14 protein-coding genes are annotated in these 14,244 nt (G+C 57.1%); 7 read left to right on the top strand and 7 right to left on the bottom strand.

Features of this window, described 5'->3' with window-relative positions; translation table 11 throughout:
* Positions 1–50 precede the first annotated feature (50 nt).
* From sucB to lpdA, 3 genes are read right to left on the bottom strand one after another with little or no spacing between them, the layout of a single operon-like run.
* Positions 51–1,376, bottom strand: a complete 1,326-nt coding sequence (gene sucB / locus M017_RS0122220; RefSeq protein ID WP_031500390.1) for a 2-oxoglutarate dehydrogenase, E2 component, dihydrolipoamide succinyltransferase — start codon at positions 1,374–1,376, stop codon at positions 51–53.
* On the bottom strand, positions 1,361–2,062 hold the full coding sequence (gene lipB / locus M017_RS0122225; protein WP_031500391.1) for a lipoyl(octanoyl) transferase LipB: 702 nt from the start codon (positions 2,060–2,062) through the stop codon (positions 1,361–1,363). Before lipB ends, sucB begins: the two co-directional genes overlap by 16 nt.
* Positions 2,055–3,449, bottom strand: coding sequence for a dihydrolipoyl dehydrogenase (lpdA, locus tag M017_RS0122230; protein WP_031500392.1), 1,395 nt, complete (start codon positions 3,447–3,449; stop codon positions 2,055–2,057). The genes lipB and lpdA overlap by 8 nt, the downstream gene beginning before the upstream one ends.
* 244 nt (positions 3,450–3,693) lie before the next feature.
* Here lpdA and M017_RS0122235 point away from each other — a divergent pair, with 244 nt between their 5' ends.
* The 6 genes from M017_RS0122235 to M017_RS0122260 all read left to right on the top strand — a co-directional run bounded on the left by M017_RS0122235 (position 3,694) and on the right by M017_RS0122260 (position 9,959).
* Entirely contained in the window at positions 3,694–5,007 is a 1,314-nt protein-coding gene (locus M017_RS0122235) for a POTRA domain-containing protein (RefSeq protein WP_162180011.1), read from the top strand.
* A gap of 102 nt (positions 5,008–5,109) precedes the next feature.
* Positions 5,110–7,293, top strand: a complete 2,184-nt coding sequence (locus M017_RS28165; RefSeq protein WP_051670723.1) for a hybrid sensor histidine kinase/response regulator — start codon at positions 5,110–5,112, stop codon at positions 7,291–7,293.
* Positions 7,293–8,075 (top strand): segregation and condensation protein A, encoded by a 783-nt coding sequence (locus tag M017_RS0122245; protein WP_035958771.1) that lies wholly within the window; start codon positions 7,293–7,295, stop codon positions 8,073–8,075. The genes M017_RS28165 and M017_RS0122245 overlap by 1 nt, the downstream gene beginning before the upstream one ends.
* Before the next feature lie 18 nt (positions 8,076–8,093).
* Positions 8,094–8,819, top strand: coding sequence for an SMC-Scp complex subunit ScpB (gene scpB / locus M017_RS28170; RefSeq protein WP_051670725.1), 726 nt, complete (start codon positions 8,094–8,096; stop codon positions 8,817–8,819).
* A gap of 14 nt (positions 8,820–8,833) precedes the next feature.
* The gene (locus tag M017_RS0122255; RefSeq protein ID WP_031500397.1) at positions 8,834–9,577 is read left to right on the top strand and encodes a pseudouridine synthase; all 744 of its coding nucleotides are present in this window, start codon (positions 8,834–8,836) and stop codon (positions 9,575–9,577) included.
* Positions 9,564–9,959, top strand: a complete 396-nt coding sequence (locus tag M017_RS0122260) for a CoA-binding protein (RefSeq protein WP_051670899.1) — start codon at positions 9,564–9,566, stop codon at positions 9,957–9,959. Before M017_RS0122255 ends, M017_RS0122260 begins: the two co-directional genes overlap by 14 nt.
* Here M017_RS0122260 and M017_RS0122265 read toward each other — a convergent pair.
* Both M017_RS0122265 and M017_RS0122270 read right to left on the bottom strand, forming a co-directional pair.
* A complete protein-coding gene (locus M017_RS0122265) occupies positions 9,956–10,534 on the bottom strand; it encodes a histidine phosphatase family protein (RefSeq protein ID WP_031500399.1) in 579 nt (192 codons plus the stop codon). The genes M017_RS0122260 and M017_RS0122265 overlap by 4 nt on opposite strands.
* Positions 10,534–11,295, bottom strand: coding sequence for an MIP/aquaporin family protein (locus M017_RS0122270; protein ID WP_031500400.1), 762 nt, complete (start codon positions 11,293–11,295; stop codon positions 10,534–10,536). Before M017_RS0122270 ends, M017_RS0122265 begins: the two co-directional genes overlap by 1 nt.
* A gap of 23 nt (positions 11,296–11,318) precedes the next feature.
* On the opposite strand from M017_RS0122270, the gene M017_RS0122275 reads away from it, so the two are divergent.
* Entirely contained in the window at positions 11,319–13,181 is a 1,863-nt protein-coding gene (locus tag M017_RS0122275) for a CocE/NonD family hydrolase (RefSeq protein ID WP_238326010.1), read from the top strand.
* Between the two features lie 60 nt (positions 13,182–13,241).
* Here M017_RS0122275 and M017_RS0122280 read toward each other — a convergent pair whose 3' ends face one another.
* The gene (locus M017_RS0122280) at positions 13,242–13,445 is read right to left on the bottom strand and encodes a cold-shock protein (RefSeq protein ID WP_031500402.1); all 204 of its coding nucleotides are present in this window, start codon (positions 13,443–13,445) and stop codon (positions 13,242–13,244) included.
* Positions 13,446–13,570: 125 nt separating this feature from the next.
* A complete protein-coding gene (locus tag M017_RS0122285) occupies positions 13,571–14,239 on the bottom strand; it encodes a methyltransferase domain-containing protein (RefSeq protein WP_080508090.1) in 669 nt (222 codons plus the stop codon).
* Between the last annotated feature and the right edge of the window lie 5 nt (positions 14,240–14,244).

Genomic DNA, 14,244 nt, shown 5'->3' on the forward strand with positions numbered 1-14,244 from the left:
CTTTGGGGACCGATATACCGCAGCTTTGTTAGGAGGGAAGTAGGAGCTTGTTAGAGAACCTGTTCGCTGAAGTTCTCGAGGATCGACTTGATCTTCTGGCAGAACTGGTCGGCGAGCGCGCCGTCGATCAGACGATGGTCGAAGCTGAGCGCGAGGTGCGCCTGGCTGCGGATTGCGATCATGTCGTCGATCACCACCGGAACCTTCTCGATGGTGCCGATGCCGAGGATGGCAACGTTCGGCTGGTTGATGACAGGCGTCGCAAAGACACTGCCGAAGCTGCCGAAGTTGGTGAGCGCGAAGGTGCCGCCGGAGATTTCGTCGGGCTTCAACTGCTTGCCGCGGGCGCGGTTGGCCAGGTCGACAATGGAGCGTTGCAGGCCGACGATGTTCAGTTCGTCTGCGTGCTTGATCACCGGAACGATCAGACCGAGGCCGCCGTCGAGAGCGACTGCGATGCCGAGGTTGGTCTCGTTGTGGAAGATGATGTTGTCGCCTTCGATCGATGCGTTCAACAGCGGGAAGGCACGCAAGGCCTCCACTGCGGCGCGGGCGATGAAGGGCAGGAAGGTGAGGCCGAAGCCGTAGCGGGCCTGGAACTCATCTTTATGCTTGGCGCGGAGCTTGGCGATCTTGGTCATGTCGACCTTGTGTACGGTGGTGACATGTGCGGAGATGGCCTGGGACTTGATCATGTGCTCGGCAATCTTCTTGCGCATGATGCCCATCGGCTCGACGCGGGTCTTGGACGGAGTTGCTGCCGCAGGCGGCGGAACTGCGGCGCTGGGGGCAGACGGGGCGGCGGGAGCTGCCGGAGCCGCTGCACTGGCGAGAGTTTTGTTTGCCTGGTTCTGGATGTAGGATTCGATGTCCTGCTTGGTGATGCGGCCACCTGCGCCAGAGCCGGGGACCTGGGCCAGATCAATGTTGTACTCGCGAGCCATCTTGCGGACCAGCGGTGACAAGGGGCCGTTTACGGAGTCCGCTTCGATGGCGGGGGCTGGCGCCGGAGCGGCAGGCGGTGGGGGCGGCGGAGCCGGTGCAGGAGCAGGAGCCGGTGCAGGAGTGGGGGCGGGAGCAGGCGGAGCTGGGGGCGGGGGAGCCGGTGCTGCTGCCGCAGGAGCCGGAGCGGCTGCGCCGCCTGCCTCACCAATGCGGGCGACCAGAGTATTGATGGCGACGGTTGCGCCTTCCTGCACCAGGACCTCCGTGAGAATGCCGGCGGCGGGCGAAGGAATCTCAGTGTCGACCTTGTCGGTGGAAATTTCAAAGAGCGGCTCATCGCGCTCTACCTTATCGCCGGGCTTCTTCAGCCAGCGGGTGAGGGTTCCTTCAACGATCGACTCGCCCATCTGGGGCATTACGACATCAGGCATGGAAGCATCTCCTGTAAGTTTTCAATGGAATCGGTAAATTCGTGGTGGAAGATCTCCGCCAGATGGCGGGAAAGTACCCGCATCACTTCCTCACGCTGCACCGTGACGCCTAGCGCTTCCATCGAGGTGACGGGAAGCGTAAGTCCACAGGGAACGATGTACTGGAAGTAGCGGAGATCTGTGTTGATGTTGAGGGCAAAGCCGTGGGAGGTGACCCAACGGCTGATGTGCACGCCGAGCGCGCAAATCTTGGCAGGCGCAAGGCCCGCTTGCTGGACGTAGACACCGGTTTCTTTGCCGGTGCGCGTATGTGCCTCGATGCCAAAGCCAGCGAGCGTGCGGATCACCGCCTGCTCGACGCCTTGCACATAGGCGCGGACATCTTTCTTCCAACGGGTGAGTTCAAAGATCGGATACCCGACGAGCTGTCCGGGGCCGTGATAGGTGACATCACCGCCTCGATTTGCTTCGTGGACCTCGATCCCCAGACGCGCCAGTTGGTCGCGGCCAGCGAGGATATTGCTCTCACTGGCATTACGGCCGAGGGTGATGACGTGCGGATGTTCGACGAAAAGAAGAGTATCCGGCACCAGACCGGCTTTTCTCTTTTCGACATAACTCTGCTGGATCGACCAGGCTTCCGCCCAAGGCAGAGGTCCCAGGTCGATGACGTCAAAATCAGGCATTAATCGCCATTCCGTAGACGGCGTTGAATGCTTCGCCGACTGCTTCATAGAGAGTGGGATGGGCGTGGATCGTGTTCATCATCACCTCGACGGTGGATTCCGATTCCATGGCGGCAACGGCTTCGGCAATCAGTTCATAGCCGTGATGGCCAATGATGTGGACACCGAGAATCTCGCCATAGGTGTCGTCGGCAACCACTTTGACGAAGCCTTCATGATGCCCGCTGATGGAAGCCTTGGAATTTGCGGCAAAGGGGAACTTGCCGACTTTCACCTTATAGCCCTGGGCCTTAGCCTGGGATTCGGTGAGGCCGACACTGCCGATGCCGGGGTCCGTGTAGGTAGCGCCCGGAATGCGGTTGCGGCGAATCGGCTGGACTTCGACGCCTGCAATGTGACCAATGGCGATCATGCCCTCGGCGGTGGCGACGTGGGCCAGTTGCGGGGTGCCGGCGACAACGTCGCCAATGGCATAGACACCGGGTTCAGAAGTCTGCTGGAAACCGTTCACCTTCAGGAAGCCGCGATCGACTTCGACTTTGGTGTTTTCGAGGCCGATGCTCTCGGTGTTCGGCTTACGGCCGACGGCGACGAGCAAGCTCTCCACTTCTACCTGTTCCTGGCTCCCGTTAGCGAGGGTCGCGGTGAACTTGACGCTATTGGGGCCGTTGACGATGTTTTCGACCTTCGCGCTGGTCTCGATGCGGATGCCCATCTTCTTGAAGCAGCGCTCGAGTTCTTTCGAGACTTCTTCATCTTCGACCGGAACGACGCGGGGCAGCATCTCGAAGATCGTTACTTCACTGCCGAAGCGGCGGAAGATGCTGGCAAACTCGACGCCCACCGCGCCTGCACCGATAATGGCGAGCGACTTGGGAACGCTGGGCAGGTCGAGGATTTCGACGTTGGTGAGGATGCGTGGGGACTGGGGCTGGACATTGGGAATCATCCGGGCCTCGGATCCAGTGGCGATCACAATATTCTTCGATTCGATGATCTGGGTCTGCCCGTTATGACTGACTTCGATCTTGCCCCCACCGAGCAGCTTTGCGTAGCCCGCAATGACGTCGACCTTGTTCTTCTTCATGAGGAACTCGACGCCTTTGGCGTGCTTGGAGACGATCTTGGCCTTGCGGTCGATCACGTTGGGGAAGTGCAGAACCGGAGATTGGCAGGAGATTCCTTCCTCCTCCGGGTGCACAAAATAGTCCCAGACGCTGGCGCTGTGGAGCAGCGCTTTGGTGGGAATACATCCCACGTGGAGGCAAGTGCCACCCAGCTTCGGAGACTTTTCAATGATCGCGGTCTTGAGACCGTATTGGCCGGCTCGCACGGCGGCAGAGTAGCCGCCAGGGCCACTACCGATAATCACGACATCGTAGGACATGGGTCGTATCTAGTGTATCAATAGGCTCGTCAAAACTCAGGATTCAGTGGCACTGGAACGTGAATTGTGAGAGTGTATTCCAAGTGCGTTTTCTTCAGGAGGGGCGACGCACGGCAGGGCCCCCTTCGAGGGAAGAACGGCGTTTTTTGCAACGCGGTGGCTGTTCTTCATCTGAGGCGGGGCCCTGAGTCCTGTTGGAACGAGAATTGCAACCGCTCCGTCGATGACAATGAATAAGGTTGCAATGAATTCGCGAATCAGTTTCGGTGTCGTATTTCTTTCTCTGGGCGCGGTCTTGTTCGCACAAGCGCCCGACCAAGCGTTTCCCGTACGGGCCGTGGCCGTGCAGGGAAATCGGATCCTCCAGGCGGAGCAGGTGATTGCTGCCGCAGGTATTCTTCCCGGCTCCACTGTCAAGCCCGCACAAATGGATGCGGCGATGCAGAAACTCCTCACCTGTGGCTATTTCGACAAAGTCGCCTATGACTACAAGCCGCAGGACCAAGGTTATGCGTTGACTTGGGATATCACCGAGGTTTCCACCTTCTATCCCATCGGCTTTGAGGAGATCCCGGCCAAAATCGCGGACGTGAAAGCGATTCTGAAGAAATTCGATCCGTTGTTTGGGGACAAGATTCCAGCGACGCAGGAAGTCCTCAGCCGTTATGAGGAAGAGCTGAATCGGGCGTTGAAGCTGACGGATCCCGTGGACCGGGTTCGCGGTCAATTGGCGACAGACGCACAGGGCAATCTGGTGGCAATGTTCCGCCCCAAGCGGGAGCTGCCGACAATCTCCAGTGTCGACTTTAGCGGCAATCGCCTCCTGAGCCTGGACGATCTACGTCCTCTCATGGCTTCCGCTGCGGTTGGACTGGTTTATCGGGAACCCGAGTTCCGTGACATTCTCGACATCAAGATCCGGCCGATGTACGAAGCGCGCGGGCATGTGAAGGTGACCTTTCCGGAGATCACGGCAACTCCCGCCAAGGAAAATGCTGGTTTGAATCTCAAGGTCAAGATTGTGGAGGGTGAGGAGTACAAGCTCGGAGAGATCCGTGTCGAGGGCGAAGCGGAACGGACGGACGATTGGCTGCGCGTGGGCGGTTTCCGCCAAGGGGTGACGGCCAACATGGGGGAAGTGGATGAAGGCCGGCGCAAGATGGAAGCTGCGATCAAACGGAACGGGTTCTTAGACGCCAAAGTGACCGGGAAGCGCACGATCAACGAAGAGCGAAAAGTGGTGGATATGGACTTCAAGATCGACGCTGGCGGCAAGTACCAATTTGATCGTCTTGAGATTAAAGGTCTCGATCTGATTTCTGAACCAGAAGTACGGAAGATGTGGGGTGTGAAAGCGGGGTCTCCATTCAACCCTGAATATCCAGATTTCTTTTTGAACAAATTACGAGAAGACGGAGTCTTTGACAATCTGGGTGAGACCAAAAGTATTGCGGATGTGGATCGTGTGAATCATACAGTGGCCGTTACCCTTGTTTTTAAGGGCGCTCCTCCTGTAGATCCGAACAAAACTCAAAAACGCCCTGGTCCACGGCTGTAATATCCTTAGATTTTTTCTGAGTAAGCGTTATTATGAATAGGTATTTCACCTCGAATCCTAGTACTCACGCTACTCATAGTCCTCTTTGGGCTCGGATCGCTATTGCTGTTTCACGAGCATCGATATCCGCGCACGATTCGTGCTGGATTTTCTGAGTTTCCTCCCTATTTCAGTCTGCGATCGAATGGGAGTCCGGCCGGTTTTGCCATTGATGCATTTGAGGAAGCTGCCAGACGGAGAGGGATCACTGTCGAATGGGTCGAGATGGTGGCAACTCCTGAACTTGCTTTACTGGAGCACCAGATTGACGTTTATCCCTTGATGGTGAGAACTCCAGAGCGGCTCAAGAACTTTGGTTTGAGCGAAGCCTGGTGGGAAAACATGATGGTCATGGTGAGCCGCGCGGACCATCCGGTGAAGACCGTGAAGGATTTACGAGGCCAGACCATCTCCAGCATGGGAGGCTCCTTTGATGCGTCGCTGCTGCGGCGTGCTTTTCCAGTGGTGAATGTTCTCTCGATGGAGCTTGCGGATCAGGTGCTCAGTCCGGTCTGCGATGGCCGGGCCGTTGCGGCTGTGCTAGAGGCGCGGGCCATGGATCGCTGGATGCTCGATTCCAAACGGCTGTGCCCCAGTGCTTCTCTTTACGCCCAGTCTTTCAATGAGCTCTCGATCCGCTATGGGATTGGTGCTCTCAAGGAGAATGCCTGGCTGGCCGACGAGTTGCACAGCACCTTGCTCGACCTCACCATGGATGGCACGATGTACCAGCTTGGGGCGCGCTGGAATGTATTCACGACCAATCAAATTGGCATGTTTCAGGATCTGGTCCGGGTGAAAGATCAGCGCCTCTGGCTGGCTCTGCTGGTCTTGAGCCTCATTGCGGGGATGCTGGCATTCGCGAGGCTCTATTTCCGGAGCCGTGAGGCGCGCAGACTGGCGGAGGCCGCCTCTGCGTCGCAATCGCAGTTTCTGGCGAATGTGAGCCATGAAATCCGTACGCCGCTCAATGGCATTCTCGGCATGGTGGATCTGCTGCGCAGCACATCGCTCCAGCCGGCACAGAGAGATTTTACCGACGCCATCTCGTCGAGCGGACAGGTCCTGCTTGCCTTGATCAATGATTTTCTCGATTTGGCGAAGATTGAAGCCGGGAAGCTGGATCTGGAGAGTATTCGTTTCTCCCCAATGAAGCTGACCGAGCAAGTGGTGCAGAATCTTTATCCGCGCGCGCAAGATGCTGGGATCTCAATCGGCGCCTACGTCGACCCTGCGATTTCAGAGACGGTGAAAGGCGATCCGACTCGCATCCAGCAAGTCCTTTTTAACCTGGTGGGGAATGCGGTGAAATTCACGGCTGAAGGCGAGGTCTGGATTGAGGTGGAACGTGTTGGGGAGGGAGCTTTGCGCTTTGCCGTTTTCGACACGGGCGCCGGTGTTCCCGAAGAGAGCCGGGAACGGCTCTTCCAACGTTTTACGCAAGCCGACGCCTCGACGACGCGCAAGCATGGGGGAACCGGGTTGGGCCTAGCCATCTGCCGGGAACTGGTGCGCCTGATGGGCGGGGAGCTGGGGTATCAACCCCGGCCGGGCGGAGGGAGTCAGTTCTGGTTTACGGTGATGGTGGAGGGCATGCAGAAGACGGTGGAGATTTCACCGCTGGAGCGGCGGGTGGCCGTAGCCGCAGATGCCCATCCCGATGTGAGCGGCCTGCGTGTGCTCGATCGTGTTCTGAAGAGTTTTGATTGTGAGAAAGTCTCTCCTGACACGAACCCGGATCTTCTGCTGAGCCCGGGCGTTTTGATGCCGCCGGTGCGGCAGAGCCAACTCCTCGACGTGCTGGGGGGACGCGGTCCGCTGACCAAAGCAAATGCTTCTAAGTCCTTGGCTCCATTAAATTTACGTATTTTGGTGGTGGAAGATAATGCGGTGAACCAGCGAGTGGTGATGCACTATCTGAATAAGCTCGGTTGCGAGGCGAAGCTGGTGGAAAATGGGCAACTGGCGGTGGAGGCCGCGCTGGGTGGAGATTATGACGTTATATTAATGGACTATCAGATGCCAGTGATGGATGGTCTGACTGCGGCGCGCAACATTCGTGCCGGAACAGGAAAGAGGAGCGAAGTGCCGATCCTGGCCATTACGGCTGGCGTACTGGCGATTGATCGCGAAAGAATTCGAATGGCCGGCATGGATGACTTGCTCCCGAAGCCCTATTCGCTGGATGCGCTCCGCACCGCTTTGGAGACTGCGAGCAGGTCCAAGCGTGGTACATTCCAAAAGTAGTGTCCTCGTTTCAAATCCAACTTCAGCATTACGAGGGGCCGCTCGACCTTCTGCTTGATCTGATCCGCAAACAGCAGATCAATATCTACGACATCCCGATCGCCAAGATCACTTCGCAGTACCTCTCTTATATGGACCAGGCGATGGCCATGGATATCGAGCTGAGTTCGGAATTCGTATATATGGCGGCAACTCTGATCCATATCAAGAGTAAGCTGCTGCTGCCACGGGATCCGGAACTCGAGAAGATCATGCCGGAGGAAGATCCACGGCAGGAACTGGTCGATCGGCTTCTCGAGCATGAGCGCTTCAAAGGTGCGGCGCAGATGCTGGAACAAAAGCGTCAGATTGAGGAAGCGATCTGGACCAACCCGCAGGTGGACCGCCTGTTGGGCGAAGACCAGGACCCGGGTCTGGCGGTGACGCTTTTTGATCTGGTCAAGACGCTCGAGGCGGTGTTGGATCGTGCCAAGAACCGGCCCATTTATGAGATAACGGGTGAGGAAGTCACGGTTCCGGAGATGATCCAGCAGTTGCGGAATGTCTTCGATCAGGTGGCCACTGGAGATCATTTCAGCGCCCGCGAAATGTTCGAACGGCAAAAGAGCCGCCGCGCGATGATCTGCCTTTTTCTCGCGATCCTCGAGATGGTGAAGCGCCAGGCGCTGAACCTGGTGCAGGACGAGATTTTTGGTGAGATTGTGCTGGCACGCAGCGAGAGTTTCGCCGAGGCCTTCCCGAAGGAAGCAGACCTCGAAGCAGTCGAGCAAGAATACAAGTAAGAACAAGACGAAGAAGAGATGGAAGAACAGAATACCGTCGTGGAATCGCCGCAACTGGAAGAAGTGGCGTTAGACGTCAACCAGTTTGTCGAAGAAAAGCAGACTCTCACCGAAGAGGACCAGCTCAAGCCGATGATCGCGGCGATCCTTTATGTGACCGAGGAGCCGATGACGGCTACCGACATTGCCAAAGGATTGGGCCGGGAGCCGGAGTTGATCGAGAAGCTGATTGGCGAACTCGTCCAATACTATGAGGGCCCGGAGCATGGCTTTCAGATTCACGCGAAGGCCGGTGGCTACTACTTTGGAACCAAGCCGGAATTCGACGAAGCGCTGCGCCAGTTTTTTCAGAGCCAGAAGCAGCCGTTGAAGCTCTCGGCCGCCGCGGTGGAGACGCTTTGCATTGTGGCCTATAAGCAGCCGGTGACGGCGCCAGAGATTGCGCAGATTCGCGGCACCCAAGGTGTCGGATCGTTGAAGCCGTTGCTCGATCGCAAATTGATCACGACGGCCGGCCGCAAGGACGTAGTTGGCAAACCGGTGCTGTATAAGACAACGCCGGAGTTCCTGATTCAGTTTGGCCTGAAAGACCTGAAGGAACTGCCGACCTTGAAAGAATTTGAAGAATTACGCCGTTTGGCGATGGATGATGATTTGGTGCCCGCAGTCGAGGCCAAGGGCCCGCAGGCGGCCGCCGAAGAACCTGTCGCTGAACCGGAAGTTGAAAGCGCTGAAAGCGCCTGATCGGATGGTCCATTGTGGCTGAAGAAAGATTACAGAAAATCCTGTCGCAGGCAGGGATCGCAAGCCGCCGTGCATCGGAAGAGATTATTCTCGAAGGCCGCGTAAAGGTCAACGGCAAGGTGGTGAATACCCTCGGCAGCAAGGCCGACCTGAGCCGCGACCACATCAAGGTTGATAACAAGCTGCTGCATAAGCCGCAGAATATGGTCTATCTCGCGCTGCACAAGCCGCGCGAAGTGGTCACCACCATGAGCGATCCACAGAAGCGGAAGACGGTGGCAGATCTGATTCGCGGCGCTAAGGAACGCGTGTATCCAATTGGCCGCCTGGACTATCACAGCGAAGGTTTGTTGCTGTTTACGAACGATGGCGAGTTTGCCAATCGCATCATGAGCAAGCGGACGAATATCGTCAAGACCTACGTGGTGAAGGCGACCGGCGCGCTGACCGAGAAGCAGCTCGAGGAGTTTCGCAATGGCGTGCCGCTCTTCGGGAAGAAGACGAAGCCCGCTGGCATCAAAGCGCTGAATCGGGCTGAGAATCCCTGGTATGAAATCCAGTTGACCGAAGGACGCCAGAATCAGATCCGCATGATGTTCAAGCACTTCGGGTTTCTTGTGGAGAAGCTGAAGCGCGTCAAGATCGGATTCCTGGAACTGGCTTCGCTGAAGTCCGGACAGATGCGGCATCTCACTCCAGAGGAAGTGCGCAAATTCAAGCATATCCTCAAGATGGATGAAGCGGATGAGAACGATTGAGCAGATCCTAAGAGAGTCCAAGACGATTGCGGTTGTTGGACTGTCCGGCAATCCGGAACGCACCAGCTTTGGTGTTGCGAAGGCTTTGCAGCACTATGGCTACAAAATCATTCCGGTGAACCCCAACGAGACCGAAGTGCTGGGGGAGAAGGCTTATGCCCATCTGAGCGATGTGCCTGTGCCGATTGATATTGTCAATGTGTTTCGCCGTGCCGACCAGACGCCTCCGATTGCAGCCGAAGCGGTTGCTGTTGGCGCGAAGGCGCTCTGGTTACAGCTTGGCATCGAGAACGAGGATGCCAAGCGGATTGCCGAAGCAGGCGGTCTGGACGTCGTGATGGACCACTGCATCATGGTGGAGCATCGCAAGCTCCGTCTCTAGCTGGTGGGTTGATTCCAGCGGCGAATCACGCGCCGGTCCTGTTCCCAGCCGAGAATGCTGATCGTCGCCGTTCCGAGCGCAAAGAGCTGTGCATCGTTCGGCTGCAGGCCCAGATAGTTCGCCGCGAGAAGCCGCAGGATATGGCCATGTGCGAAGAGCGCGACATCGCCAGGGACGTGGCTCGCTTCTTCAATCACCTTGCCCGCGCGGTCGTAAACCTGTTCGATGGTTTCGCCGCCGGGCGCTCCGTCCTTCCAGATTGTCCAACCCGGAACAGACTGCCGCACTTGCACTGCCGTCAGGCCCTCTACCTGCCCATAGTTCCATTCCTTCAAGTTGTCCTTGGGCTGGGCCTGGCTGCCATAGCCTGCAAGCGTGCAGGTGGCACGGGCGCGTTGTAAGGGACTGACCCAGACTTCTGCGAAGGGACGTCCGGCCAGGGCGATGCCGAGATTCCTCGCTTGCTGCTCGCCGTTCGGAGTTAAGGGGATATCTGTCCAGCCGGTGTGCTGGCCGCTCAGGCTCCATTCGGTCTCGCCGTGGCGCAGAAGCCAGAGTTCATGCCGGTCTGCCATTAAAGAGTCTTTCTGATGGTGAAATCATATGCCGCAGTGCCGACGATACCACCAAGGATAGGGGCAAAGAAAGGAATCAGCCAGACATAAGTTCCGTCGGTGAGTCCATTGTGCTTGAAGCCGGCAATGGCGGTGAAGAGCCGCGGGCCGAAGTCGCGGGCTGGATTGATCGCATAGCCGTGCAGGCTGCCGAAGCTCATTCCAATCGCGACAACAATCAGGCCGACGAGCATCGGCGTGAGCCAGGGCGGCGCCTGCAGATTGTTCTCGTCGGTTACGGCAAGAACTAAGAACAGCAGCAATGCGGTGCCGATGACTTGATCGACAAAGCCAGCCAGGGGAATTTCGGGGAAGCGAGGGAAGGTGGAAAAGACACCGGCCGTCGATTCAAGGCCGGGGTCGTGGGCAAGGAAGGCCGGCCGGTAGTTCAAATAGACTAACGCCGCGCCGCAGAAGGCGCCGGTGAACTGTGCGGCCAGGTAGGGAAGCACCTTCGACCAGGAAAAGCCTCGAAAGATCGCAAGAGAAATGGTCACTGCCGGATTCAGATGCGCGCCGCTCACCTTTGCGCTCACGGCGACCCCCATCATCACAGCCAAGCCCCAGCCTAGCGTGATGTTCGTAAAACCTCCATTCACGATTTCCCCTGGCGTTCCTGTGCCGAAGAGTTGGGTCATGGCGACAACGCCAGCGCCGAAGAGGATGATGATCATGGTGCCGATAAACTCGGCGGTGGCTTCGTAGAGGAGGGTCCCGGGCATTCCGCGATTCTATAATGAGCCGTATGCGTTTGGTTGCTTTGCTTCTTCTTTTTCATCTAGGATCTTGGGCGCAGAGTACTCCCGCCAAGCCGTTGACCGCGGAAGAGCAAGCGGCTTATGTCCAGGCGAACTATACGAAATACGAGTATCGGATTCCGATGCGCGATGGGAAGCGGCTCTTCACCAGCATCTACATGCCCAAGGATCCACTGCAGACTTATCCCTTTCTGCTGAGCCGCACGCCCTACAGTTGCTCGCCCTACGGTGTGGACCGTTACCGTGCCAGCCTGGGGCCGAATGAGATGTTTCTCAAGAGTGGCTACATCTTTGTGTACCAGGATGTGCGCGGACGCTACATGAGCGAGGGCGTATTCGTGGAGATGACGCCCCATCGTGCTCTCAAGCGTGGGGCGCAGGATGTCGATGAAGCGACGGACACTTACGACACCATCGAGTGGCTGGTCAAAAATATCAAGGGCAACAATGGCAAGGCTGGGATTGTCGGCATCTCCTACCCCGGTTTCTACGCGGCGGCAGGAATGATTGAAGCGCATCCGGCGCTCAAGGCTGCCAGCCCGCAGGCCCCCATCCTCGATCTGTTCTTAGGCGATGACGCCTATCACAATGGCGCTTTCTATCTGGCTGCAAACTTCGGGTTCTATGCCTTCTTTGGAAAGAAGAAGACAGAGCCGGAACTCCCCGATCCCAACGCTCGCCGTTTCGAATTCGGTACGCCGGACGGCTATCAGTTCTATCGCGATCTGGGGCCGCTCTCGAATGGCGACGAGAAGTACTTCAAGCACGAGAGTCCTTATTGGACGGATTTACTGGCGCACACTTCTTATGATGAGTTCTGGAAGTCGCGGAATCTGGCGCCGCACTTGAAGGCGGTCACTCCGGCGGTGCTGACTGTGGGCGGATGGTTCGATGCGGAAGACTTGCAGGGGCCGCTGCGCCTTGATGCCTCGTTATCCAAGCAGAGTCCTGTCACGCAGCACACCCTGGTCATGGGACCGTGGGTGCATGGCGGCTGGGCTCGCGGGCAGGGAAGCAAGCTCGGCCCGGTCAGCTTTGGCCAGAAGACGTCGCCCTGGTTTCGTGAGAATGTGGAGTTCCCTTTCTTTGAGCATCATTTGAAGGGGGCTCCAGACCCCAAGCTGAGCCGGGCGATTGTCTTTGAAACTGGCACGAATCGATGGCGCCATTTCGATTCCTGGCCACCTCAAGGCGAGACGAAGCGGCTGTACTTTCATGCGGGAGGCAAACTGAGTTTCAGTCCTCCCACCGAGGCCGAGAGTCTGGATGAATACCTGAGTGACCCGGCCAAACCCGTCCCTTTTACCGGCTACACCACGCTTGGGATGGCGCAGGAATACATGGTGAGTGACCAACGCTTTGCCTCCTCGCGGCCAGATGTTCTCAGCTATTTGAGTGATGTGCTGGAGGAGGACGTGATTGTCGCGGGGCCTCTCCAGCCCCACTTGTTCCTGTCTTCGACGGGGACTGACGCTGACTATATCGTGAAGCTGATCGATGTCTATCCGAATGATTTCCCCGAGCATGGCGGTTACGAGCAACTGCTGCGTGGGGAACCCTTCCGCGCGAAGTTCCGGGAAAGTTTCGAGAGGCCAAAGCCGATCGAGCCCTTGCGGCTATTTGAGGTGAATTTTGAGATGCCCGATGTTTGCCACAGCTTCCGGCGGGGGCATCGGATTCTGGTCCAGGTGCAGAGTAGCTGGTTTCCGCTCGTCGATTTGAACCCGCAGCGTTTTGGCGATGTGCCGAACATGACGCGGGGGGATTTTGTGAAGGCGACGCAGCGTGTCTATCACGATGCAAAACGCCCGAGTGGAATTGGGGTCACTGTGATCCAGCCGGCTCCGTAAGATCAGAAAAGGCCACCCGGGGCAGGGTGGCCTTTTCGTTTGATTCTTAGGTAGGGATGCTTATGCGCGCATAACGTTTTCTGCCATGAGCCCCTTCGGGCCCTGCTTGACCTCAAATTCAACGTCGACGCCTTCATCGAGTGAGCGATAGCCATTCATCGCGATTGCAGAGAAATGTACAAATACATCCTCGCCCGTGGAACGCTGAATGAAGCCGAAGCCCTTCGCGTTATTAAACCACTTCACTTTACCTTTTTCTTTCACCACTGGTGTCTCCTGACTGGCACAGTCCTCCGGAGGTGAGGACTGCATAAAAAAACTTCGCTTGATTCTCTCAAAAGAGTTTTTGGGGTGCAATAAAAAAGTGTCGCAAAAGTCGAAAAGATATGTTAACGAAGTGCCATTATGGCGATGAAATAGCGAAACGAAGGGAAATGCCACCGGATCTCTGCCCGTGGCAGCAGATCCACACTATCTAAAAGCTTTTCCAGCTCCGTCCGGCGCCAAGCTGCCGCGACACTCTTCTGTCCGTCGCTGACCATAGCGAAGTGCCACCGGAAGAACGGCCGGGTGAGGGGTAGAAACCAATACGACAGCCAGTGCCGGAAGAGATCCTGAATCAAAATGACATGCCGGCTGACACGCTCCATTTCGAGCAACAAGAGCCGGCACTGGGCGTGGTCAAAATGGTGCAGAAAGAGGGAACAGTGCACCACATCCATGCTTCCCGCCGCCAAGGGGAGGGAAAAAGCGTCTCCCTGAATGCGCAAACCTTTACTGATTCGTAGATTCCTCAATTTCAGATCGAGACAGAAAATCGTTGCATTTGGGAAAGCTGCCTGTACGGCGGCGCCCATATCTCCGGTGGCGGACCCGATATCCAGGAATCGAAAAGAGGCATTGCTGGCATAAATGCCACGTAATCGGTGCACGAGTTCCCGGTGTGCGAGAGTCCACCGATTGAGGCGCACAAGATCCTGCAAATTCAGGGCTGCTTCCTCATCGGGCAAGGAGTCCAGAATCTCCGCTTCGATCACGCGACGTTGGAGGGACATCATGTAAC

The sequence above is a fragment of the Bryobacter aggregatus MPL3 genome (assembly GCF_000702445.1).
Lineage (GTDB): Bacteria > Acidobacteriota > Terriglobia > Bryobacterales > Bryobacteraceae > Bryobacter > Bryobacter aggregatus.

What these genes read in the sequence shown, in the direction of transcription:
- M017_RS0122285 (WP_080508090.1), bottom strand. Translation starts at nt 14,239, where the DNA reads ATGATGTCCCTCCAACGTCGCGTGATCGAAGCGGAGATTCTGGACTCC.
- sucB (WP_031500390.1), bottom strand. Translation starts at nt 1,376, where the DNA reads ATGCCTGATGTCGTAATGCCCCAGATGGGCGAGTCGATCGTTGAAGGA.
- M017_RS0122275 (WP_238326010.1), top strand. Translation starts at nt 11,319, where the DNA reads ATGCGTTTGGTTGCTTTGCTTCTTCTTTTTCATCTAGGATCTTGGGCG.
- scpB (WP_051670725.1), top strand. Translation starts at nt 8,094, where the DNA reads ATGGAAGAACAGAATACCGTCGTGGAATCGCCGCAACTGGAAGAAGTG.
- M017_RS0122270 (WP_031500400.1), bottom strand. Translation starts at nt 11,295, where the DNA reads ATGCCCGGGACCCTCCTCTACGAAGCCACCGCCGAGTTTATCGGCACC.
- lipB (WP_031500391.1), bottom strand. Translation starts at nt 2,062, where the DNA reads ATGCCTGATTTTGACGTCATCGACCTGGGACCTCTGCCTTGGGCGGAA.
- M017_RS0122260 (WP_051670899.1), top strand. Translation starts at nt 9,564, where the DNA reads ATGAGAACGATTGAGCAGATCCTAAGAGAGTCCAAGACGATTGCGGTT.
- lpdA (WP_031500392.1), bottom strand. Translation starts at nt 3,449, where the DNA reads ATGTCCTACGATGTCGTGATTATCGGTAGTGGCCCTGGCGGCTACTCT.
- M017_RS0122265 (WP_031500399.1), bottom strand. Translation starts at nt 10,534, where the DNA reads ATGGCAGACCGGCATGAACTCTGGCTTCTGCGCCACGGCGAGACCGAA.
- M017_RS0122235 (WP_162180011.1), top strand. Translation starts at nt 3,694, where the DNA reads ATGAATTCGCGAATCAGTTTCGGTGTCGTATTTCTTTCTCTGGGCGCG.